This window comes from Pseudoalteromonas sp. APC 3893, assembly GCF_030408095.1.
Classification (GTDB): domain Bacteria; phylum Pseudomonadota; class Gammaproteobacteria; order Enterobacterales; family Alteromonadaceae; genus Pseudoalteromonas.
The window spans coordinates 1-14,817 of sequence record NZ_JASDCD010000007.1; the positions used below are offsets into that span (position 1 = coordinate 1).

The window sequence follows — 14,817 nt, forward strand, 5'->3', positions numbered from 1 at the left end:
TAGCTGATAGCTGATAGCTGATAGCTGATAGCTGATAGCTGATAGCTGATAGCTGATAGCTGATAGCTGATAGCTGATAGCTGATAGCTGATAGCTGATAGCTGATAGCTGATAGCTGATAGCTGATTTCTCTTTACTTTACGTACACTGCGCCGAGCAATTTTTAGGTATCTAATCACTGTGACTAACACTTCAAACAATGCTGTCTTGACCTTACGAGCGCAGCAAATTAGCGAATCTCGACGTGAGTTTAATGCTCGTGGCGGTAAAATGGACCGTTGTGAACAGTGTTTGATTGCAAAGCATTATTGTATTTGTGAAGGCGTTGAGCAGGCTCAGTGTAATGCAGCTGTCTGTATGCTTATGTATCATAATGAAAGCTTTAAACCTTCTAATACGGGGCGTTTAATCGCTGAAATAGTGCCTGATAATTATGCCTTTCGTTGGGACAGAACAGACCCTGACCGTGAACTTTTAGCCTTGTTAAATGATTGTCGATATCAGCCTATGGTGATTTTTCCTGCCACAGATGTTGAAGATACTGATCGAGTAATAACTGAGGTTAAACTGCAACCGAGTAAGCGAGCATTATTCATCTTTTTGGATGGCACATGGCGTGAGGCCAAAAAAATGATTCGTAAGAGTCCATATCTTGATAACTTACCGGTATTATCGATTACAGCTGAAAAACTGTCGGATTACCGTTTACGGGTTGCACCTCATGCACATCAACTTGGCACTGCTGAAGTCGCAATCATGGTGTTAGCATTAGCGGGTGAGTTTGATGCATCCCATAAACTTGAACAGCATTTTATGAAGTTTCGCGATGCATATTTATTAGGTAAACGAAATAAAGGTCGGCCACTATAGCGAGTAAAGTTATACGTTGCATGTATTACAATAAGATATAAATATTTATTAAAATGTTTTGTAAATAAAATATTGTTTTTTTTGATAGTTGAACTTCAGGCAAAAGAAAAGCGCGTACTATCTCTAGTCGCGCTTGCGGAATCTTCTAATTTTCTGCATCCTGCAATTGAACTTAATCAACTCCTAATTTTTACTAATCCATGTTATTACGCTTTTACTTATTCGTTCTGCGTAATTTAGGCTGTCCGGGCCTGTATCCAAGTAGTATCCGTTCTTCCATGTTGGTAAAATCTATTACCCATCCGTTACGCACCGTCCTGATGCTATCCTTTTATTAAGCAGTTCCATTGTGTTGCCTTTAAGGCCTGTCCATTCGTCCGCTTTGTAACTTCCTGTATAACAACTCTCTTTCGAGCCCTGTTGTTCATCCATTTCGCATCATCTTGACGCTGTCCGTGTGTGTACTATCCTTTGTGTTACCCATCCTGAGCCTGTCCGTGAGTCCTTATTTTCCTAACGTAACCTTAATCCGAGGTTGCTGAGTAATCATTCCTTGTCCGTTTACTCATTAAAGCCTGTTTGCTTAACCGATGAAGTAAGTATAGAGCGTTTAAGCAAACAAAATAGGCATCTAATTACACTTAAAATTAGGCTGTCTCTTATTAGATGTTGATAAGTTCTTTATTAACAATGGGTTGGTTGTTTTTTGAGACGTTTGTCCTGTTGTTTATACTCATTAGCTGTCAGTATCGTAAGATATATCTCACAAGTAATTTCCTCTTATCTCTTTAACTTAGATAGTGGGTGCACTTTTTATAGGGAAAAGGTATTATTTGCTGATAATAATTACTATTTAGATGAAAATACTTATGAGAAAAACACTCGCTATTTTACTTGGGTTTACAGTGTCAGCTCCTGTTCTGGCTGATGATGCCGTTAATATATATTCTTTTCGTCAATCGTTTTTAATTCAGCCGATTTTGGATGACTTTACTAAACAGACAGGTATTAAAACTAATGTAGTATTTGCTAAAAAAGGGCTGATTGAGCGAGTGAAGCGTGAAGGTAAGCATAGCCCGGCCGATTTAGTGCTAACGTCCAATTTTAGTGATCTAGTCCAGTTAGATGAACTGGATTTAACCCAAACTATTAGTAGTGACACGGTTAATAATAATGTACCAGCTAAGTTTCGTGATGATGAAGGGCAGTGGATTGCACTGACTAAGCGTGTGCGTAATGTATACTCATCTAAAGAGCGCATCGGCGTATTGACGCATTTAAGCTATGAGGAGTTAGCTGATCCTAAATATAAAGGGAAACTATGTACTCGCTCAGGTAAACATCCTTATAACTTAGGTTTAGTAGCATCTATGATAGCGCATCATGGTGAAGCTAAAACGAAACAGTGGCTTGAGGGAGTAAAAGCTAACCTTGCACGTAAACCACAAGGCAATGATCGCGCTCAGGTTAAGGCTGTTAAAGAAGGTTTGTGTGATTTAGCGTTAGGTAACAGCTATTATTTTGGCAAAATGATCCAAGACCCAGCGCAAAAACCGTGGGCCGATGCGGTGAATATCAACTTCCCGAATCAAGATAATAGAGGCTCACATATTAATGTATCGGGTGTGGTTATTACTAAGTACGCTAAAAACCCAGAAAATGCCTTGAAACTAATAGAGTTTATGACCGACAATAAGGCACAAAATATGTATGCCTCGGTTAATATGGAATATCCGGTTAAGCCAGGTGTGGAATTATCAAGTTTAGTAGAGTCATGGGGTAGCTTTAAGGAAGACAGTTTACCACTTGATGAGATTAGCAAATATCGTCCGTTAGCGCTTAAGTTGATTGATGAGGTGAAGTTCGATCTTTAATGAGTTTTAATTTTTCGCCGTCACGGTGGCAGTTTTTTGCATGGGTTACTGGCCTTGTATTAGTAACCCCATTATGCTTTTTACTTTTCGAGTCGCTGCAAGGCGACTCTGATGTTTTTAGCCACCTTTGGAATACCGTATTATGGGATTACACTCGCAATACATTAGTGCTTATTGTGGGTGTGTGCGTAGTGAGTTGTGCACTTGCATTGCCATTAGCTTGGCTTACAGCCTATTGTAGCTTTCCAGGTAGAAAGCAGTTTGAATGGGCGTTAATGTTACCCCTTGCTATGCCGACTTACATTATTGCCTATGTTTACACTGACCTATTTGATTACGCAGGCCCTATACAAATAGTACTGCGGGATTGGTTTGGTTGGCAATCACCCGATGATTACTGGTTTTTTGATATTCGTACTTTGCCTGGTGCGATCATGATGATTGCACTGGTGTTATACCCATACCTTTATTTAATTTTTAAAACCGCATTACGCGAACAATCATTTAAATTAGTTCAGGCAAGCCAAGGTATGGGTTTGTCTCCTTTGCAAAGCTTTTACCGTGTGAGCTTACCCCTTGCTCGTGGTGCAATAGTGGCTGGGCTTACCTTAATAAGCATGGAAACGATGGCAGATTTTGCCACAGTTAACTATTTTGCAGTAAGTACACTAACAACAGCTGTGTACGACACTTGGCTTGGTTATTACTCATTAACTGCAGCGGCAAAAATTTCAGGCATTATGTTGTTAATACTATTTTTAACATTGATGTTAGAGCGTTTTAGCCGTCGAAAACAAGCTGTATTTGAGCGCCAATCTGGGTTTAACAGTGAAACCCTTTACAGCTTAAAGGGGAAGGCTGCTTGGTCGGCAACCTTGTTTTGTTGTGCGGTGTTATTTTTTGCGTTTGTACTACCTGTTGCGGTGTTACTCAATTATGCATTTGCGTATGCCGGTCAAGCGTGGAATGGCGCGTTCTTTTTGTACGCGTGGCAAAGTTTTAAAGTTGCCGGCATTGTGTGTGTGATCACTATTATTTTAAGTTTGTTGATGGTGTTTTATCAGCGAATTAGTACACAACAATATTCACTTGTACCTGGGCGCCTAGCCAGTACGGGTTATGCATTACCTGGCACTGTTTTAGCTATTGCTGTACTACTTCCTTTAACCTTACTTGATGACCGCCTTAATACTGGGTTAGAGCCTTTTGGGGCTGCACCAGGGCTGCTGCTTAGTGGAACGTTATTTGCCATAATCTTTGCTTATGTAGTGCGCTTTTACGCAATCGCGCACGGTGCTGTTGAAGCGAGTTTTATGCGAATTAGTCCATCGCTTGATATGGCAAGCCAATCTATGGGGAAAAGCTATGGGCAAACGTTACGCAAAGTACATATTCCTTTATTACGACGTGGAATTTTAACCGCAGGCTTATTAGTGTTTATTGAATGTATGAAAGAGCTACCAGCTGCTTTACTGCTCAGGCCATTCAATTTTGAAACTCTGGCGACACATGTGTTCCAATATGTCAGTGATGAGCAATTGGAGCTGGCGTCTATCTCTGCGCTTGCTATTGTCGTGGTAGGCTTAGTGCCTTTGTATTTTGTTAATCGCTCAATGGAGCAACGTAACTAAATGAGAAGTTAAATGAGCAGTTTAGTGTTAGAAAATTTATCGTATCAATATAATGATACTGCAGTGATCGAACATTTAAATTTAACTGTTGAAAAAGATGAGATTGTTTGTCTGCTTGGGCCAAGCGGTTGTGGTAAAACAACCACTTTAAAAGCGATTGCGGGTATTGTTACTGCTAATCAAGGTAAGGTGTTCATTGATACTAAGTTGGTTTCTGATGAGGATACTTTTTTAGCACCTGAGCATCGTAATATTGGTATGATGTTTCAAGATTATGCGTTGTTCCCGCATTTAACAGTTGCAGATAACATTGGATTTGGCTTAGCTAAAATGAATAAAAGCCAGAAGCAGCAACGTGTTGACGAAATGCTTGAGTTAGTGCAGTTGCAAGGGTGTGCCATGCGTTTTCCACATCAGTTATCAGGAGGACAGCAGCAAAGAGTTGCTATTGCTAGGGCATTGGCTTATAAGCCAAGCTTACTGTTGCTTGATGAACCTTTTTCAAATATAGACACTCAAGTTCGTTTTGAATTAATTACTGATATTCGCCGCATTATTAAAAATCAGCAGGTTTCAGCCGTGTTTGTTACCCACTCAAAAGAAGAGGCATTTGCGTTTTCTGATACGTTGGCTGTTATGCATCGAGGGAAAATTGCACAACAAGGCACGCCAGAGCAGCTTTTTAGCGCTCCAAACTCAAAGGTGGTTGCAGAGTTTCTAGGTCAGGGCATATACTTAAATGCAGATGTATTAACGGCGACTGAATATTCGACATGCTACGGAGTGGTCGAATCGCTTATTGCGCATCACCATAGCACTGATAGTGGACAGCTATATATTCGCCCGCATCATTTAACTCTAACGCCGGCCTCGGTGCAATGTGAGCAAACAGTTAAGGTGCTAAGCCGTCGTTTTATTGGTTCAAGCTATGTTTATAAAGTAGTCGTGAATGAGCAAGAGATTGAAGTTGCCGCTGAACTAGCGCAGTCATTTGATATAAATGACCTAGTTACAATAAAAATAAAACCACACACGGTAAATTTTTTTACTGATAAATAATTAAAGCTGTGTCCAATTTAAGTTAAGGATGTTCCATGGCGCAAGCGCAATCAGGGATTTGTGCTGAAGCAAACTTACACGGTTTGCATTTGTTTTTTAATGTATTTGATGGTCATGATGAGTCACTACGCAAAAAATTAAAGCGAGTTAGTGCTATTCAGGATGAGTTTGCCGATCAATTTTCAGAATCAATGCTATCTAGTTTTGTTGCTGTAGGTGCACAGTACTGGCCGCATATACTGCCAGAATTTATCCCAAGTCAACTTCAAAGCTTTCCTAATATCACTCATAACGATCATGTTGTGGGAGCTCAACCTTTTGATTTATTTGTACAAATACGTTCTGATCGGGAAGATGTAAACCACCTTTTTGCGTTACAAATACTGCAGTTGTTCGCTCCTGATGTTGAATTAGTTGAACAAGTGCGTAATTTTCGGTTTTTAGATGGTCGCGATTTTAATGGCTTTATTTTAGGTGAAAATACTCCCCATGGCCGACAAAAGCGTGTTACGGCGTTGGTAAATAACCCTGGGCATTTTGAAGATCAAGGCAGTTATATCCATGTTCAACGCTATAAGCATGACCTAAGTGTTTGGCAGCATTTATCGCTCAATGAGCAAGAACAAATAATGGGTCGTACTCGGTTAGATAATAACTTATTAGAGCCTAGCGTTGATACGAGCCATGCGGTACGTACTGAGCTCAAAGATGAGCACGGTCAGGCGTTATTGTTAAGCCAAAGCATGCCTTATGGTGATGTTTATGAGCAAGGAATTTTATCGATTAGCTGTGCAGCGCAAGGCGATGCATTTGAAACAGTATTAAAAAGTAGGTTAGGGCAGGGCGATTGCTACGACCATTGGCTCGACTTTACGCAAGCCGATATGGGCTCTGCTTTTTTCGCCCCATCAATTAACTTTTTAAAACAACTTTAAACGGTATCGAATAAGATGCGTACACGCTCTAGTGTGACATCTATTTCAGATATTTTTGCTGGAGCAATAAATATTGTATCGTCGCCAGCAATGGTGCCTAACACACCATCGGCTTTACCTAAAGAGTCGAGCAAGCGAGCAATTAACTGTGCGGCACCTGGGCTGGTACGAATAATGATCATCATTTCGTTATGCATAATATCAATAACCAGCTGGCGTAGCGGGCTTTTTGCTGTGGGTACACCCATTTCTGCAGGCAAGCAGTAAACCATTTCTTGTTTTGCGTTACGGGTTCGTACTGCACCAAACTTACTTAACATGCGTGAGACTTTACTTTGGCTTATATTATCAAAGCCTTGCTCTTTTAAGGCATCAACAATTTCGCCTTGAGAACCAAAGTTTTCTTCTTTTAAAAGTGATTTAAAGGCTTTAACTAACGCTTCTTGCTTATCTTGTGGTTGCATGTCAATTTTCTGTTTTGTTGTTTGATGTCCTAAATTCTACACAAAAATGAATATTTATGCAGTAGTTGTTTTTATTAGTGAATAGAGCTAATAAGTTGCTGTTTGAGGTATGCTTTTGTCGATAGAACAGTTTATTTACAACTATGGTCGAAATTATATGCAAAATAAGCAGGATAAATTTGTTTTTAGGCGCTAATTTCTTTATCTTAGTGCCACAAATATTTTCTACCTTAAATTACGGAGAATTCCCATGAAAGTTGCTGTATTAGGTGCTGCAGGCGGTATCGGCCAAGCGTTGTCTTTATTATTAAAAACAGGTTTACCAGCTGGTTCTGAATTATCACTATATGACGTTGCGCCAGTTGTTCCTGGTGTTGCTGTTGACCTTTCTCACATCCCAACAGATGTTAAAGTTGCAGGTTTTGGTGCTGACGCATTAGATCAAGCGCTAACTGGTTGTGATATTGTACTTATCCCTGCTGGTATGCCACGTAAGCCAGGTATGGATCGTGCTGATTTATTCAACGTAAATGCTGGAATCATCAAAACATTAGCTGAAGGTATTGTTGCTAACTGCCCTAAAGCATTAGTGGGTATCATCACTAACCCTGTAAACGGCACTGTGCCAATCGTTGCGGAAGTATTCAAAAAAGCGGGTACTTATGATGCAAACCGTGTTTTCGGTATTACAACGCTTGACGTAATTCGTTCAGAAGCATTTGTTGCTGAGCTTAAAGGTGTTGATGTTGCAACTGTAAAAGTACCAGTAATTGGTGGCCACTCAGGCACAACTATTCTACCGCTACTTTCTCAAGTTGAAGGCGTTACTTTCACTGATGAAGAAGTTGCAGCTCTTACTCCACGTATCCAAAATGCAGGTACTGAAGTCGTAAATGCTAAAGCAGGTGGCGGTTCAGCTACATTATCAATGGGTGCTGCAGCAGCTCGTTTTTGTATGTCTCTAGTTAAGGGCTTACAAGGCGAAGACGTTGTAGATTACGCTTACGTAGCTATTGAAGATGGTGATGCAGAATACTTTGCACACCCTGTACGTTTAGGTAAAAACGGCGTAGAAGAAATTCTTTCTTATGGTGAGCTAAGTGCGTTTGAGCAACAAGCTAAAAACGACATGTTAGATACACTGAAAAAAGACATTCAAGAAGGTGTTGATTTCATCAACGCATAATCTTGTTATTACTGCCAAGTAGTTGGCGGTAATAAAAAAGCCTGCTTTTGCAGGCTTTTTTTATGCTCGAAGTGTTATATATTGTAATACGTGTTTTTAGTGGTTTCGGTCAACCGCAATACGGGCTAGGCTAACTAACGCTTCTTTATAAGGTGAATCAGCTAACACAGATAAACAAGCTATGGCTTTATCGGCTTCTTCATCTGCTTTATTCATAGTAAATTCTAATGCGTTTGTTTCTCGTAACGCTGCTAATATAGCCTCTAAGTGATCCATTCCGTTGCTGTGCTCTATGGCATCACGGATTAGCTGAACCTGCTCTGCATTGCCTTGCTGCATTGCATAAATAAGTGGCAAGGTAGGTTTACCTTCAGCGAGATCATCGCCAATATTTTTGCCAAGCTGTTCAGCGTCAGCATTGTAATCAAGTACATCGTCTACTAATTGAAATGCAGTACCTAAATGCATACCGTAAAGGTTGAGTGCTTTTAGAACCGTATCGTCTTGTTCTGTTATAACGGCAGCAAGTCCTGTAGCTGCTTCAAACAACTTTGCTGTTTTAGAGTAGATGACCTGCATATAACTGTCTTCGCTGGTATCTGGGTCATTGCAGTTCATTAATTGCAATACCTCACCTTCAGCGATGACATTGGTTGCATCTGCCAGTATTTGCATGACTTGCATCTTGCCTATACCCACCATGAGCTGAAATGAGCGAGTATAAATAAAGTCACCTACCAGCACACTGGCTGCATTACCAAATTCAGCATTCGCAGTGGGTGTACCGCGTCGCAGGTTTGATTCATCAACAACATCATCATGTAATAAGGTTGCGGTATGAATAAACTCCACGATAGTTGCTAAGGTAATGTGTTCATTTCCTTTATAACCAAGCGCTTTTGCCGCTAAAATAGCTAACATAGGGCGAACGCGCTTGCCACCGCTATTAACTATATATAAGCCAAGTTGATTCACTAACGCGACATCTGAGCGCATTTGTGCATGTATAAGTTGATTGACGTCATTCATATCGTTTTCGATTAACGCCTGGATAGCTTTTATATCCATTGATCTCCGAGCCAATTTTAATGGGTATACGCAGCCGATTGTACAACAAAAAACGCGCCTGCTCGATATTTTGTGACAATTCACTGAAAAAATAGGTTTAAAGTACTTTTTTAACTCGTTTTGCAAGGGTTAAGTTAAAAATAACGATAATTCACATGCTTACTTTTTATTCTGATGATGACTTTGCAAAGGCTGTAATTTATTTGTCACCTTGTGTTAAAAAGCGCTTGGCATACCTGTGATTTAATATAAAATAGGTGAAAATATTGAATTGCTCTCAATGCAGCTATTTTTTATTCATTTAATTAAAAAACAGGCTTGCTAGTTTTTTCGCATTAGCGTAAACTTCGCGCCCTATTGAAGAATATTTTAGTTGCGTCGATTTGAGGGCGCACAGACGGAGTTAATTATGTACGCGGTTTTCCAAAGTGGTGGTAAACAGCACCGTGTGACTGAAGGTCAAACAATTCGTCTTGAGAAATTAGACGTTGAAACTGGTGCAGCAGTTGAATTTGATTCAGTACTTTTAGTTGCTGATGGTGAGAAAATCGAGATCGGTGTACCGTTCGTAAACGGTGGTAAAGTAACAGCTGAGGTTGTTTCACATGGTCGCGGTGAGAAAATTAAGGTTGTTAAATTTAGACGCCGTAAGCATTCTCGTAAGCAAATGGGCCATCGTCAATGGTTCACAGAAGTTAAAATCACTGGCATTAGCGCTTAATTAGAGGTACTTAGAAATGGCACATAAAAAAGCAGCTGGTAGTACTCGTAACGGTCGCGATTCAGAAAGCAAACGCCTAGGTGTTAAGCGTTTTGGTGGCGAATCAGTTCTAGCGGGTAGCATCATTGTACGTCAACGTGGAACTCGTTTTCACGCAGGCGCAAACGTAGGTATCGGTAAAGACCACACTATCTTCGCGAAAGCAGATGGTAAAGTTCAGTTTGAACAAAAAGGTCCTTTAAACCGTAAATACGTAAGCATCGTATCTGAGTAATCAGAGCCGGTTCTTAAAAAACCCCGCCTTTGCGGGGTTTTTTGTTTTAAGCCTTGAGAATATATACCCAAGTGTTCTTACACATAGTGTGCTCTATAGGCCACTTGGGTATATAATAGAGTAATTAACAAGCCAATCCTAAAGTGAGTAATCATGAAGTTTGTAGATGAAGTAGAAATTCGCGCAGAAGCTGGTGACGGTGGCAGTGGTATCGTGTCTTTCCGTCGTGAAAAGTATGTCCCAGATGGTGGCCCAGATGGCGGCGATGGCGGCGATGGTGGCAGTGTTTATCTACAAGCAGATGAAAACTTAAATACCTTGATCGATTATCAGTTTGAGCGCTTCCATCGTGCTGAACGTGGTACTAATGGACAAAGTCGTAACTGTACCGGTAAAAAAGGTGAAGACCTATATATTAAAGTGCCAGTAGGAACGCGTGTAACAGACGTTGATACTCAGGAATCTTTAGGTGATTTAACACAAGATGGCCAACGTTTAGTTGTGGCTAAAGGTGGTTTTCATGGCTTAGGAAACGCACGTTTTAAATCAAGTACTAACCGTGCGCCACGTCAAAAGACATTAGGCACACCTGGTGAAGTGCGTATGCTTAAGCTTGAGCTAATGCTACTTGCTGATGTGGGCTTACTTGGCTTGCCAAATGCAGGTAAATCAACCTTTATTCGCAGTGTATCTGCTGCAAAACCAAAAGTAGCTGATTACCCGTTTACGACGCTAATACCAAACTTAGGTGTAGTACGTCCAGATGCAAATAAGTCATTTGTTATTGCTGATATTCCAGGTCTAATTGAAGGTGCCTCAGATGGCGCAGGCTTAGGTATTCGATTCTTAAAACATCTAGAGCGTTGCCGTGTATTATTGCATATTATCGACATAATGCCTGTTGATGGTTCTAGTCCTGTTAATAATGCGTTTGCCATTATTAATGAGTTACATCAATATAGCCCTAAACTTGCAGAGAAACCGCGCTGGCTGGTGTTTAATAAGATTGACTTACTTCCAGAAGATGAAGCACAAGCATTGTGTGAACAAATTGCAGAAGAGCTAGGTGAAGAAACAAATATTTACCGTATCTCAGCCGTTAATAAACAAAATACACAAGCACTTTGTCACGATATTATGGCGTTACTTGATAGTATGCCTAAAGAGAAGTTTGTACCAATCGAAGATGAAGAAGTTGAATTTAAGTGGGATACCTACCATAAAGATGCAACTAAAAATAGCGATGATGATGATTGGGAAGACTGGGACGAAGATGACTATGATGTTGAAGTTGTCTACGAACGTTAGTAGCGTATAGATTTTAAAAAGGAGCTGATGCTCCTTTTTTCTTGTTTAGTTATAAAGTATTAGGTGATTACTGTGAAGATTTCAATGATTGCAGCCATGGCGAACAATCGTATTATTGGCCAAGATAATAAAATGCCTTGGCATTTACCTGCTGATTTACAACATTTTAAAAGTGTAACTATGAGTAAGCCTGTGATCATGGGTCGTAAAACATTTGAGTCGATCGGTCGTCCATTGCCAGGCAGAAAAAATATTATTATTAGTCGTAATACTCAATACAGTGCGCAAGGGGTTGAAGTAGTAACATCGCCAGAAGAAGCGTTATTGCTGGTTAAAGACTGTGAAGAAGTGATGATTATTGGTGGTGGAAATATCTATCAGCAGTTTTTATCACAAGCAAGCACACTGTATTTAACTTTTATAAATCTTGATGTTACAGGAGATACTCAGTTTCCTGACTATGAAAAAATTGCTAATTGGCAGGTGGTTGAAGAGCAAATTAATAACCCTGATGATAAGAATTTACATCAGTATAAATTCGTAACCTTGGATAAAGTTGAGTAACATTATTGCGCTTAAACTTATAGATTGGTACAATAATAACCAATAAACGTAGGTAAAAAGTATTACTCAAGGGTGTCCAATGGTTAAATTATCAACATTACTAGTTGTTACTGCTGTTATTTCTGGTTCGGTGGCTTTTAGCGCCCCGGTTAAAGCTGATGATCAATTAGCTGTGTCAATTTGTGAGTATATCGCGGCAGACGATAAAAACCGTCTTCGCAGTAAGCTAAAAAGCTCTCGTGTAAAAATTCGTAATATTTATGATGCAGTTTTATGTAACGGTAACAATTTATTACGCCATGCAATTGCTAGTAATGCAGTTGATGCGGGTGAATATGTAGTTAAAAATCTATCTAAAAGCTCATTATCAGATGGTGCCGATATAGCCTGGGCTGAATCAAATGGCCATGGCGGTTCTGCACTTATTCCAGTAATTAAAGATCGTGCTGGTTTATAAGTTAAAAAGCTAAAATAAATCATAAAAAACCGCACTTGTTGCGGTTTTTGTTTTTTAGTATTAAAAAATAAGAATGAGTTCGAATGTAGTTGCTTTAAAGTAAGTCACGCTACTATTTTTCGCCAACTCGCACCTTTTATAAGTAATAACCAACTCGCCAACTCGCACCTTTTATAAGTAATAACCAACTCGCTAATCTAACTTTAGATGTATAGCCGTCCATTGACATTTATCCTTAAAATAATCACAATAACGACCTATTTTCAAGGTGCTTGCTAAATACATCAGTATAGGTTTCAAGGTATTGAAATTTGTAGCAGGATAATCGGGAAGTTGGTGCATGTTCATGATGAGCATAATCCCAACACTGCCCCCGCAACGGTAATGTGCTTTAAGTGCAGAGTCCGGAGACCGGCCTTGAAACAAACTTACTATTACTTGTGCGGTGGGCACGGGTCAGGGGATATCATGCTAAAAAAATCAACTCTAGGCGTAGCTGTCACTGCTGCGTTGTCTTTTTCTGTGTCTGCAGAGCAACCAATTGAACGTATTACAGTAACAGCAAATAAATTTGAGCAATCAATTACTGATACGCTGGCTACCGTTGATGTTATCGAGCGTATTGAAATTGAAAAAAATAATTACCGAGACCTACCGTCAATATTAAACACGATTGCTGGTGTGGATGTTGTACGCAATGGCGGTTTTGGCCAAAAGGCCGATGTATTTGTTCGTGGTGCGAGTGCTAAATATACCTTAGTGTTAGTTGATGGCGTAAGAGTCAGTGACGCAAGCTCTGGTAGTGTGTCGTTGACCAATATACCTGTAAACAGCATTGAACGAGTAGAGATAGTTAAAGGGGCTAGAGCTGCTATTTATGGCTCAGATGCAATTGCTGGTGTTATTAATATTATAACTCGTAAGGCTAGCCGAAATACGCTATCTGCGACATTGGGTAGTGATAGTTATGAAAACTATCAACTAGCGGGTGGGGTTGTAAAAGACGCCGTTACTTTTAATTACAACTTAGGTTATGAAGATACCGATGGCTATGATGTAACAGGTAAAGATCCATCACTACCAGTCACTAAAGATCATGATGACGACGGCTATACTAATAAAAATATAGGCTTTAACTTAGCTTATCGAACTGAAAGTGCAGGTGAATTTAGTGTACTAAGTCAGTATAGCGAAGGCCAAGGCGAGTATGATAACGCTTTTGGTAATGATGCCTATGATTTTGAGAACTACACTGCACAACTAGGTTGGAACCAAAGCTCAGCTATTTATACCCAAAGTGCCTCAGTGAGTATTTCACAAGAAGAAAATATTCAAACAGGCACAGATGTAGAACAAATTTATAGTACTGAACGTGTTGAGTTTGAATACAGTGGTTTGTATGCCCTAACAGACACCGTAGAGCTTACCGGTGGCGTTAATTTTTTAAACGAAGACTTGTCTGAATCTTCAGCTACATCATCTGAACAAGAGCGCGATAACAATGCTCTCTTTGTAGGTGTATTTTACGATGATGAAACTTGGTTGGGTAATGCAGTAGTCAGAACCGATAATTACGACTTTCATGGCCGTGCAAACACCTATACAACAGCTTTAGGCTATAAAGCAAACCAGTATGTTACGTTACGTTTAAGTCATGGTACGGCTTTTAGAGCGCCATCTCTGATTAATGCATTTGTCACTGATAGCCCATGGTATTTACCAAACAATGATATTAAACCTGAAGAGTCAGTTAATAATGAATTTGGCGTTACTATAGATACGCAATGGGGTCGTTATGATATTGCTATTTTTGACAATAAGATCGATAACTTAATCGACAATAAATATGATGCAGACACCGGTAAGTATATAGCAACTAATATTGATAAAGTATCTATGCAAGGTATTGAGTTATCAGCTGATTTTGAAGGTTTTGGATTTCAACATAACATCAACTTAAGCTTCTTAGACGCTAAAGATGAAACAACTAATACAGATTTACCGCGCAGACCATCTGAAACATTTAATTATACCCTTGGCAAAAACTGGGGCGATTTTGACGCTAATATCGCAATGCAATACCGCTCTTCGCGTCCATCAATTGCTTATTATGAGACTGAATTGGCAGCTTATACAGTGTTCAATATAGCTGCAAATTATCAATTACTGGATGAGTTATCATTTCAGGCTCGAATTGAGAATATTACAGATAAAGAATACTTTACGGCAGGTACTGGGTTTGCCGCTAACGGTGAATTACTTGGTTACAATGCCGCAGGGCGACAGTTTTTTGTCGGTGCAAGTTATCAGTTCTAAGTACATTTAGTGGACTGAACTTTGGCTAATCACAGCCTCTAAATAAAAAGCCCGTTATGGATTAATCCACAACGGACTTTTTTTATTTAA

General features: G+C 39.7%; 14 protein-coding genes and 1 riboswitch. Of the genes, 12 read left to right on the forward strand and 2 right to left on the reverse strand.

Annotated features, from left to right (window positions below; all coding sequences use genetic code 11):
- Positions 1-180: 180 nt before the first annotated feature.
- The 5 genes from QMA12_RS10445 (at position 181) to QMA12_RS10465 (ending at position 6,369) form a co-directional block, all read left to right on the forward strand.
- Positions 181-870 (forward strand): DTW domain-containing protein, encoded by a 690-nt coding sequence (locus QMA12_RS10445; RefSeq protein ID WP_290210143.1) that lies wholly within the window; start codon positions 181-183, stop codon positions 868-870.
- Positions 871-1,739: 869 nt separating this feature from the next.
- Positions 1,740-2,744 carry a Fe(3+) ABC transporter substrate-binding protein gene (locus QMA12_RS10450; RefSeq protein WP_290210144.1) on the forward strand — a complete coding sequence of 335 codons (1,005 nt, stop codon included), beginning with the start codon at positions 1,740-1,742 and terminating at the stop codon, positions 2,742-2,744.
- Complete coding sequence (locus tag QMA12_RS10455) at positions 2,744-4,375, forward strand: iron ABC transporter permease (RefSeq protein WP_290210145.1); 1,632 nt, start codon at positions 2,744-2,746, stop codon at positions 4,373-4,375. Before QMA12_RS10450 ends, QMA12_RS10455 begins: the two co-directional genes overlap by 1 nt.
- 12 nt (positions 4,376-4,387) lie before the next feature.
- Positions 4,388-5,434 carry an ABC transporter ATP-binding protein gene (locus QMA12_RS10460; protein ID WP_290210146.1) on the forward strand — a complete coding sequence of 349 codons (1,047 nt, stop codon included), beginning with the start codon at positions 4,388-4,390 and terminating at the stop codon, positions 5,432-5,434.
- A 35-nt stretch (positions 5,435-5,469) separates the two neighbouring features.
- Positions 5,470-6,369, forward strand: coding sequence for a Dyp-type peroxidase (locus QMA12_RS10465; RefSeq protein ID WP_290210147.1), 900 nt, complete (start codon positions 5,470-5,472; stop codon positions 6,367-6,369).
- Here the strand turns inward: QMA12_RS10465 and argR are convergent.
- Complete coding sequence (gene argR / locus QMA12_RS10470) at positions 6,366-6,833, reverse strand: transcriptional regulator ArgR (protein WP_006794541.1); 468 nt, start codon at positions 6,831-6,833, stop codon at positions 6,366-6,368. The genes QMA12_RS10465 and argR overlap by 4 nt on opposite strands.
- A gap of 250 nt (positions 6,834-7,083) precedes the next feature.
- Between argR and mdh the strand changes: the two genes are divergently transcribed.
- The gene (gene mdh / locus QMA12_RS10475; RefSeq protein WP_290210148.1) at positions 7,084-8,019 is read left to right on the forward strand and encodes a malate dehydrogenase; all 936 of its coding nucleotides are present in this window, start codon (positions 7,084-7,086) and stop codon (positions 8,017-8,019) included.
- 96 nt (positions 8,020-8,115) lie between these two features.
- On the opposite strand, the gene ispB is transcribed toward mdh, so the two are convergent.
- A complete protein-coding gene (ispB, locus tag QMA12_RS10480) occupies positions 8,116-9,087 on the reverse strand; it encodes an octaprenyl diphosphate synthase (RefSeq protein WP_290210149.1) in 972 nt (323 codons plus the stop codon).
- A 409-nt stretch (positions 9,088-9,496) separates the two neighbouring features.
- On the opposite strand from ispB, the gene rplU reads away from it, so the two are divergent.
- From rplU to QMA12_RS10510, 6 genes are all read left to right on the forward strand, one after another.
- Positions 9,497-9,808, forward strand: coding sequence for a 50S ribosomal protein L21 (gene rplU / locus QMA12_RS10485; RefSeq protein ID WP_004587921.1), 312 nt, complete (start codon positions 9,497-9,499; stop codon positions 9,806-9,808).
- A 16-nt stretch (positions 9,809-9,824) separates the two neighbouring features.
- The gene (gene rpmA / locus QMA12_RS10490; protein WP_087531066.1) at positions 9,825-10,082 is read left to right on the forward strand and encodes a 50S ribosomal protein L27; all 258 of its coding nucleotides are present in this window, start codon (positions 9,825-9,827) and stop codon (positions 10,080-10,082) included.
- 153 nt (positions 10,083-10,235) lie between these two features.
- Positions 10,236-11,390 (forward strand): Obg family GTPase CgtA, encoded by a 1,155-nt coding sequence (cgtA, locus tag QMA12_RS10495; protein WP_290210150.1) that lies wholly within the window; start codon positions 10,236-10,238, stop codon positions 11,388-11,390.
- A 72-nt stretch (positions 11,391-11,462) separates the two neighbouring features.
- Complete coding sequence (gene folA, locus QMA12_RS10500) at positions 11,463-11,954, forward strand: type 3 dihydrofolate reductase (protein WP_176372482.1); 492 nt, start codon at positions 11,463-11,465, stop codon at positions 11,952-11,954.
- 79 nt (positions 11,955-12,033) lie between these two features.
- Complete coding sequence (locus tag QMA12_RS10505) at positions 12,034-12,411, forward strand: DUF3718 domain-containing protein (protein ID WP_087531063.1); 378 nt, start codon at positions 12,034-12,036, stop codon at positions 12,409-12,411.
- 282 nt (positions 12,412-12,693) lie between these two features.
- A riboswitch (cobalamin riboswitch) is annotated at positions 12,694-12,846 on the forward strand.
- A 33-nt stretch (positions 12,847-12,879) separates the two neighbouring features.
- Positions 12,880-14,727, forward strand: coding sequence for a TonB-dependent receptor (locus QMA12_RS10510; protein ID WP_290210151.1), 1,848 nt, complete (start codon positions 12,880-12,882; stop codon positions 14,725-14,727).
- Positions 14,728-14,817: the final 90 nt, after the last annotated feature.

Excerpts from the sequence above, each read along its gene's own strand:
- QMA12_RS10450 (WP_290210144.1), top strand. The coding sequence starts at position 1,740 with ATGAGAAAAACACTCGCTATTTTACTTGGGTTTACAGTGTCAGCTCCT.
- QMA12_RS10455 (WP_290210145.1), top strand. The coding sequence starts at position 2,744 with ATGAGTTTTAATTTTTCGCCGTCACGGTGGCAGTTTTTTGCATGGGTT.
- QMA12_RS10460 (WP_290210146.1), top strand. The coding sequence starts at position 4,388 with ATGAGCAGTTTAGTGTTAGAAAATTTATCGTATCAATATAATGATACT.
- QMA12_RS10465 (WP_290210147.1), top strand. The coding sequence starts at position 5,470 with ATGGCGCAAGCGCAATCAGGGATTTGTGCTGAAGCAAACTTACACGGT.
- argR (WP_006794541.1), bottom strand. The coding sequence starts at position 6,833 with ATGCAACCACAAGATAAGCAAGAAGCGTTAGTTAAAGCCTTTAAATCA.
- mdh (WP_290210148.1), top strand. The coding sequence starts at position 7,084 with ATGAAAGTTGCTGTATTAGGTGCTGCAGGCGGTATCGGCCAAGCGTTG.
- ispB (WP_290210149.1), bottom strand. The coding sequence starts at position 9,087 with ATGGATATAAAAGCTATCCAGGCGTTAATCGAAAACGATATGAATGAC.
- rplU (WP_004587921.1), top strand. The coding sequence starts at position 9,497 with ATGTACGCGGTTTTCCAAAGTGGTGGTAAACAGCACCGTGTGACTGAA.
- rpmA (WP_087531066.1), top strand. The coding sequence starts at position 9,825 with ATGGCACATAAAAAAGCAGCTGGTAGTACTCGTAACGGTCGCGATTCA.
- cgtA (WP_290210150.1), top strand. The coding sequence starts at position 10,236 with ATGAAGTTTGTAGATGAAGTAGAAATTCGCGCAGAAGCTGGTGACGGT.
- QMA12_RS10505 (WP_087531063.1), top strand. The coding sequence starts at position 12,034 with ATGGTTAAATTATCAACATTACTAGTTGTTACTGCTGTTATTTCTGGT.
- QMA12_RS10510 (WP_290210151.1), top strand. The coding sequence starts at position 12,880 with ATGCTAAAAAAATCAACTCTAGGCGTAGCTGTCACTGCTGCGTTGTCT.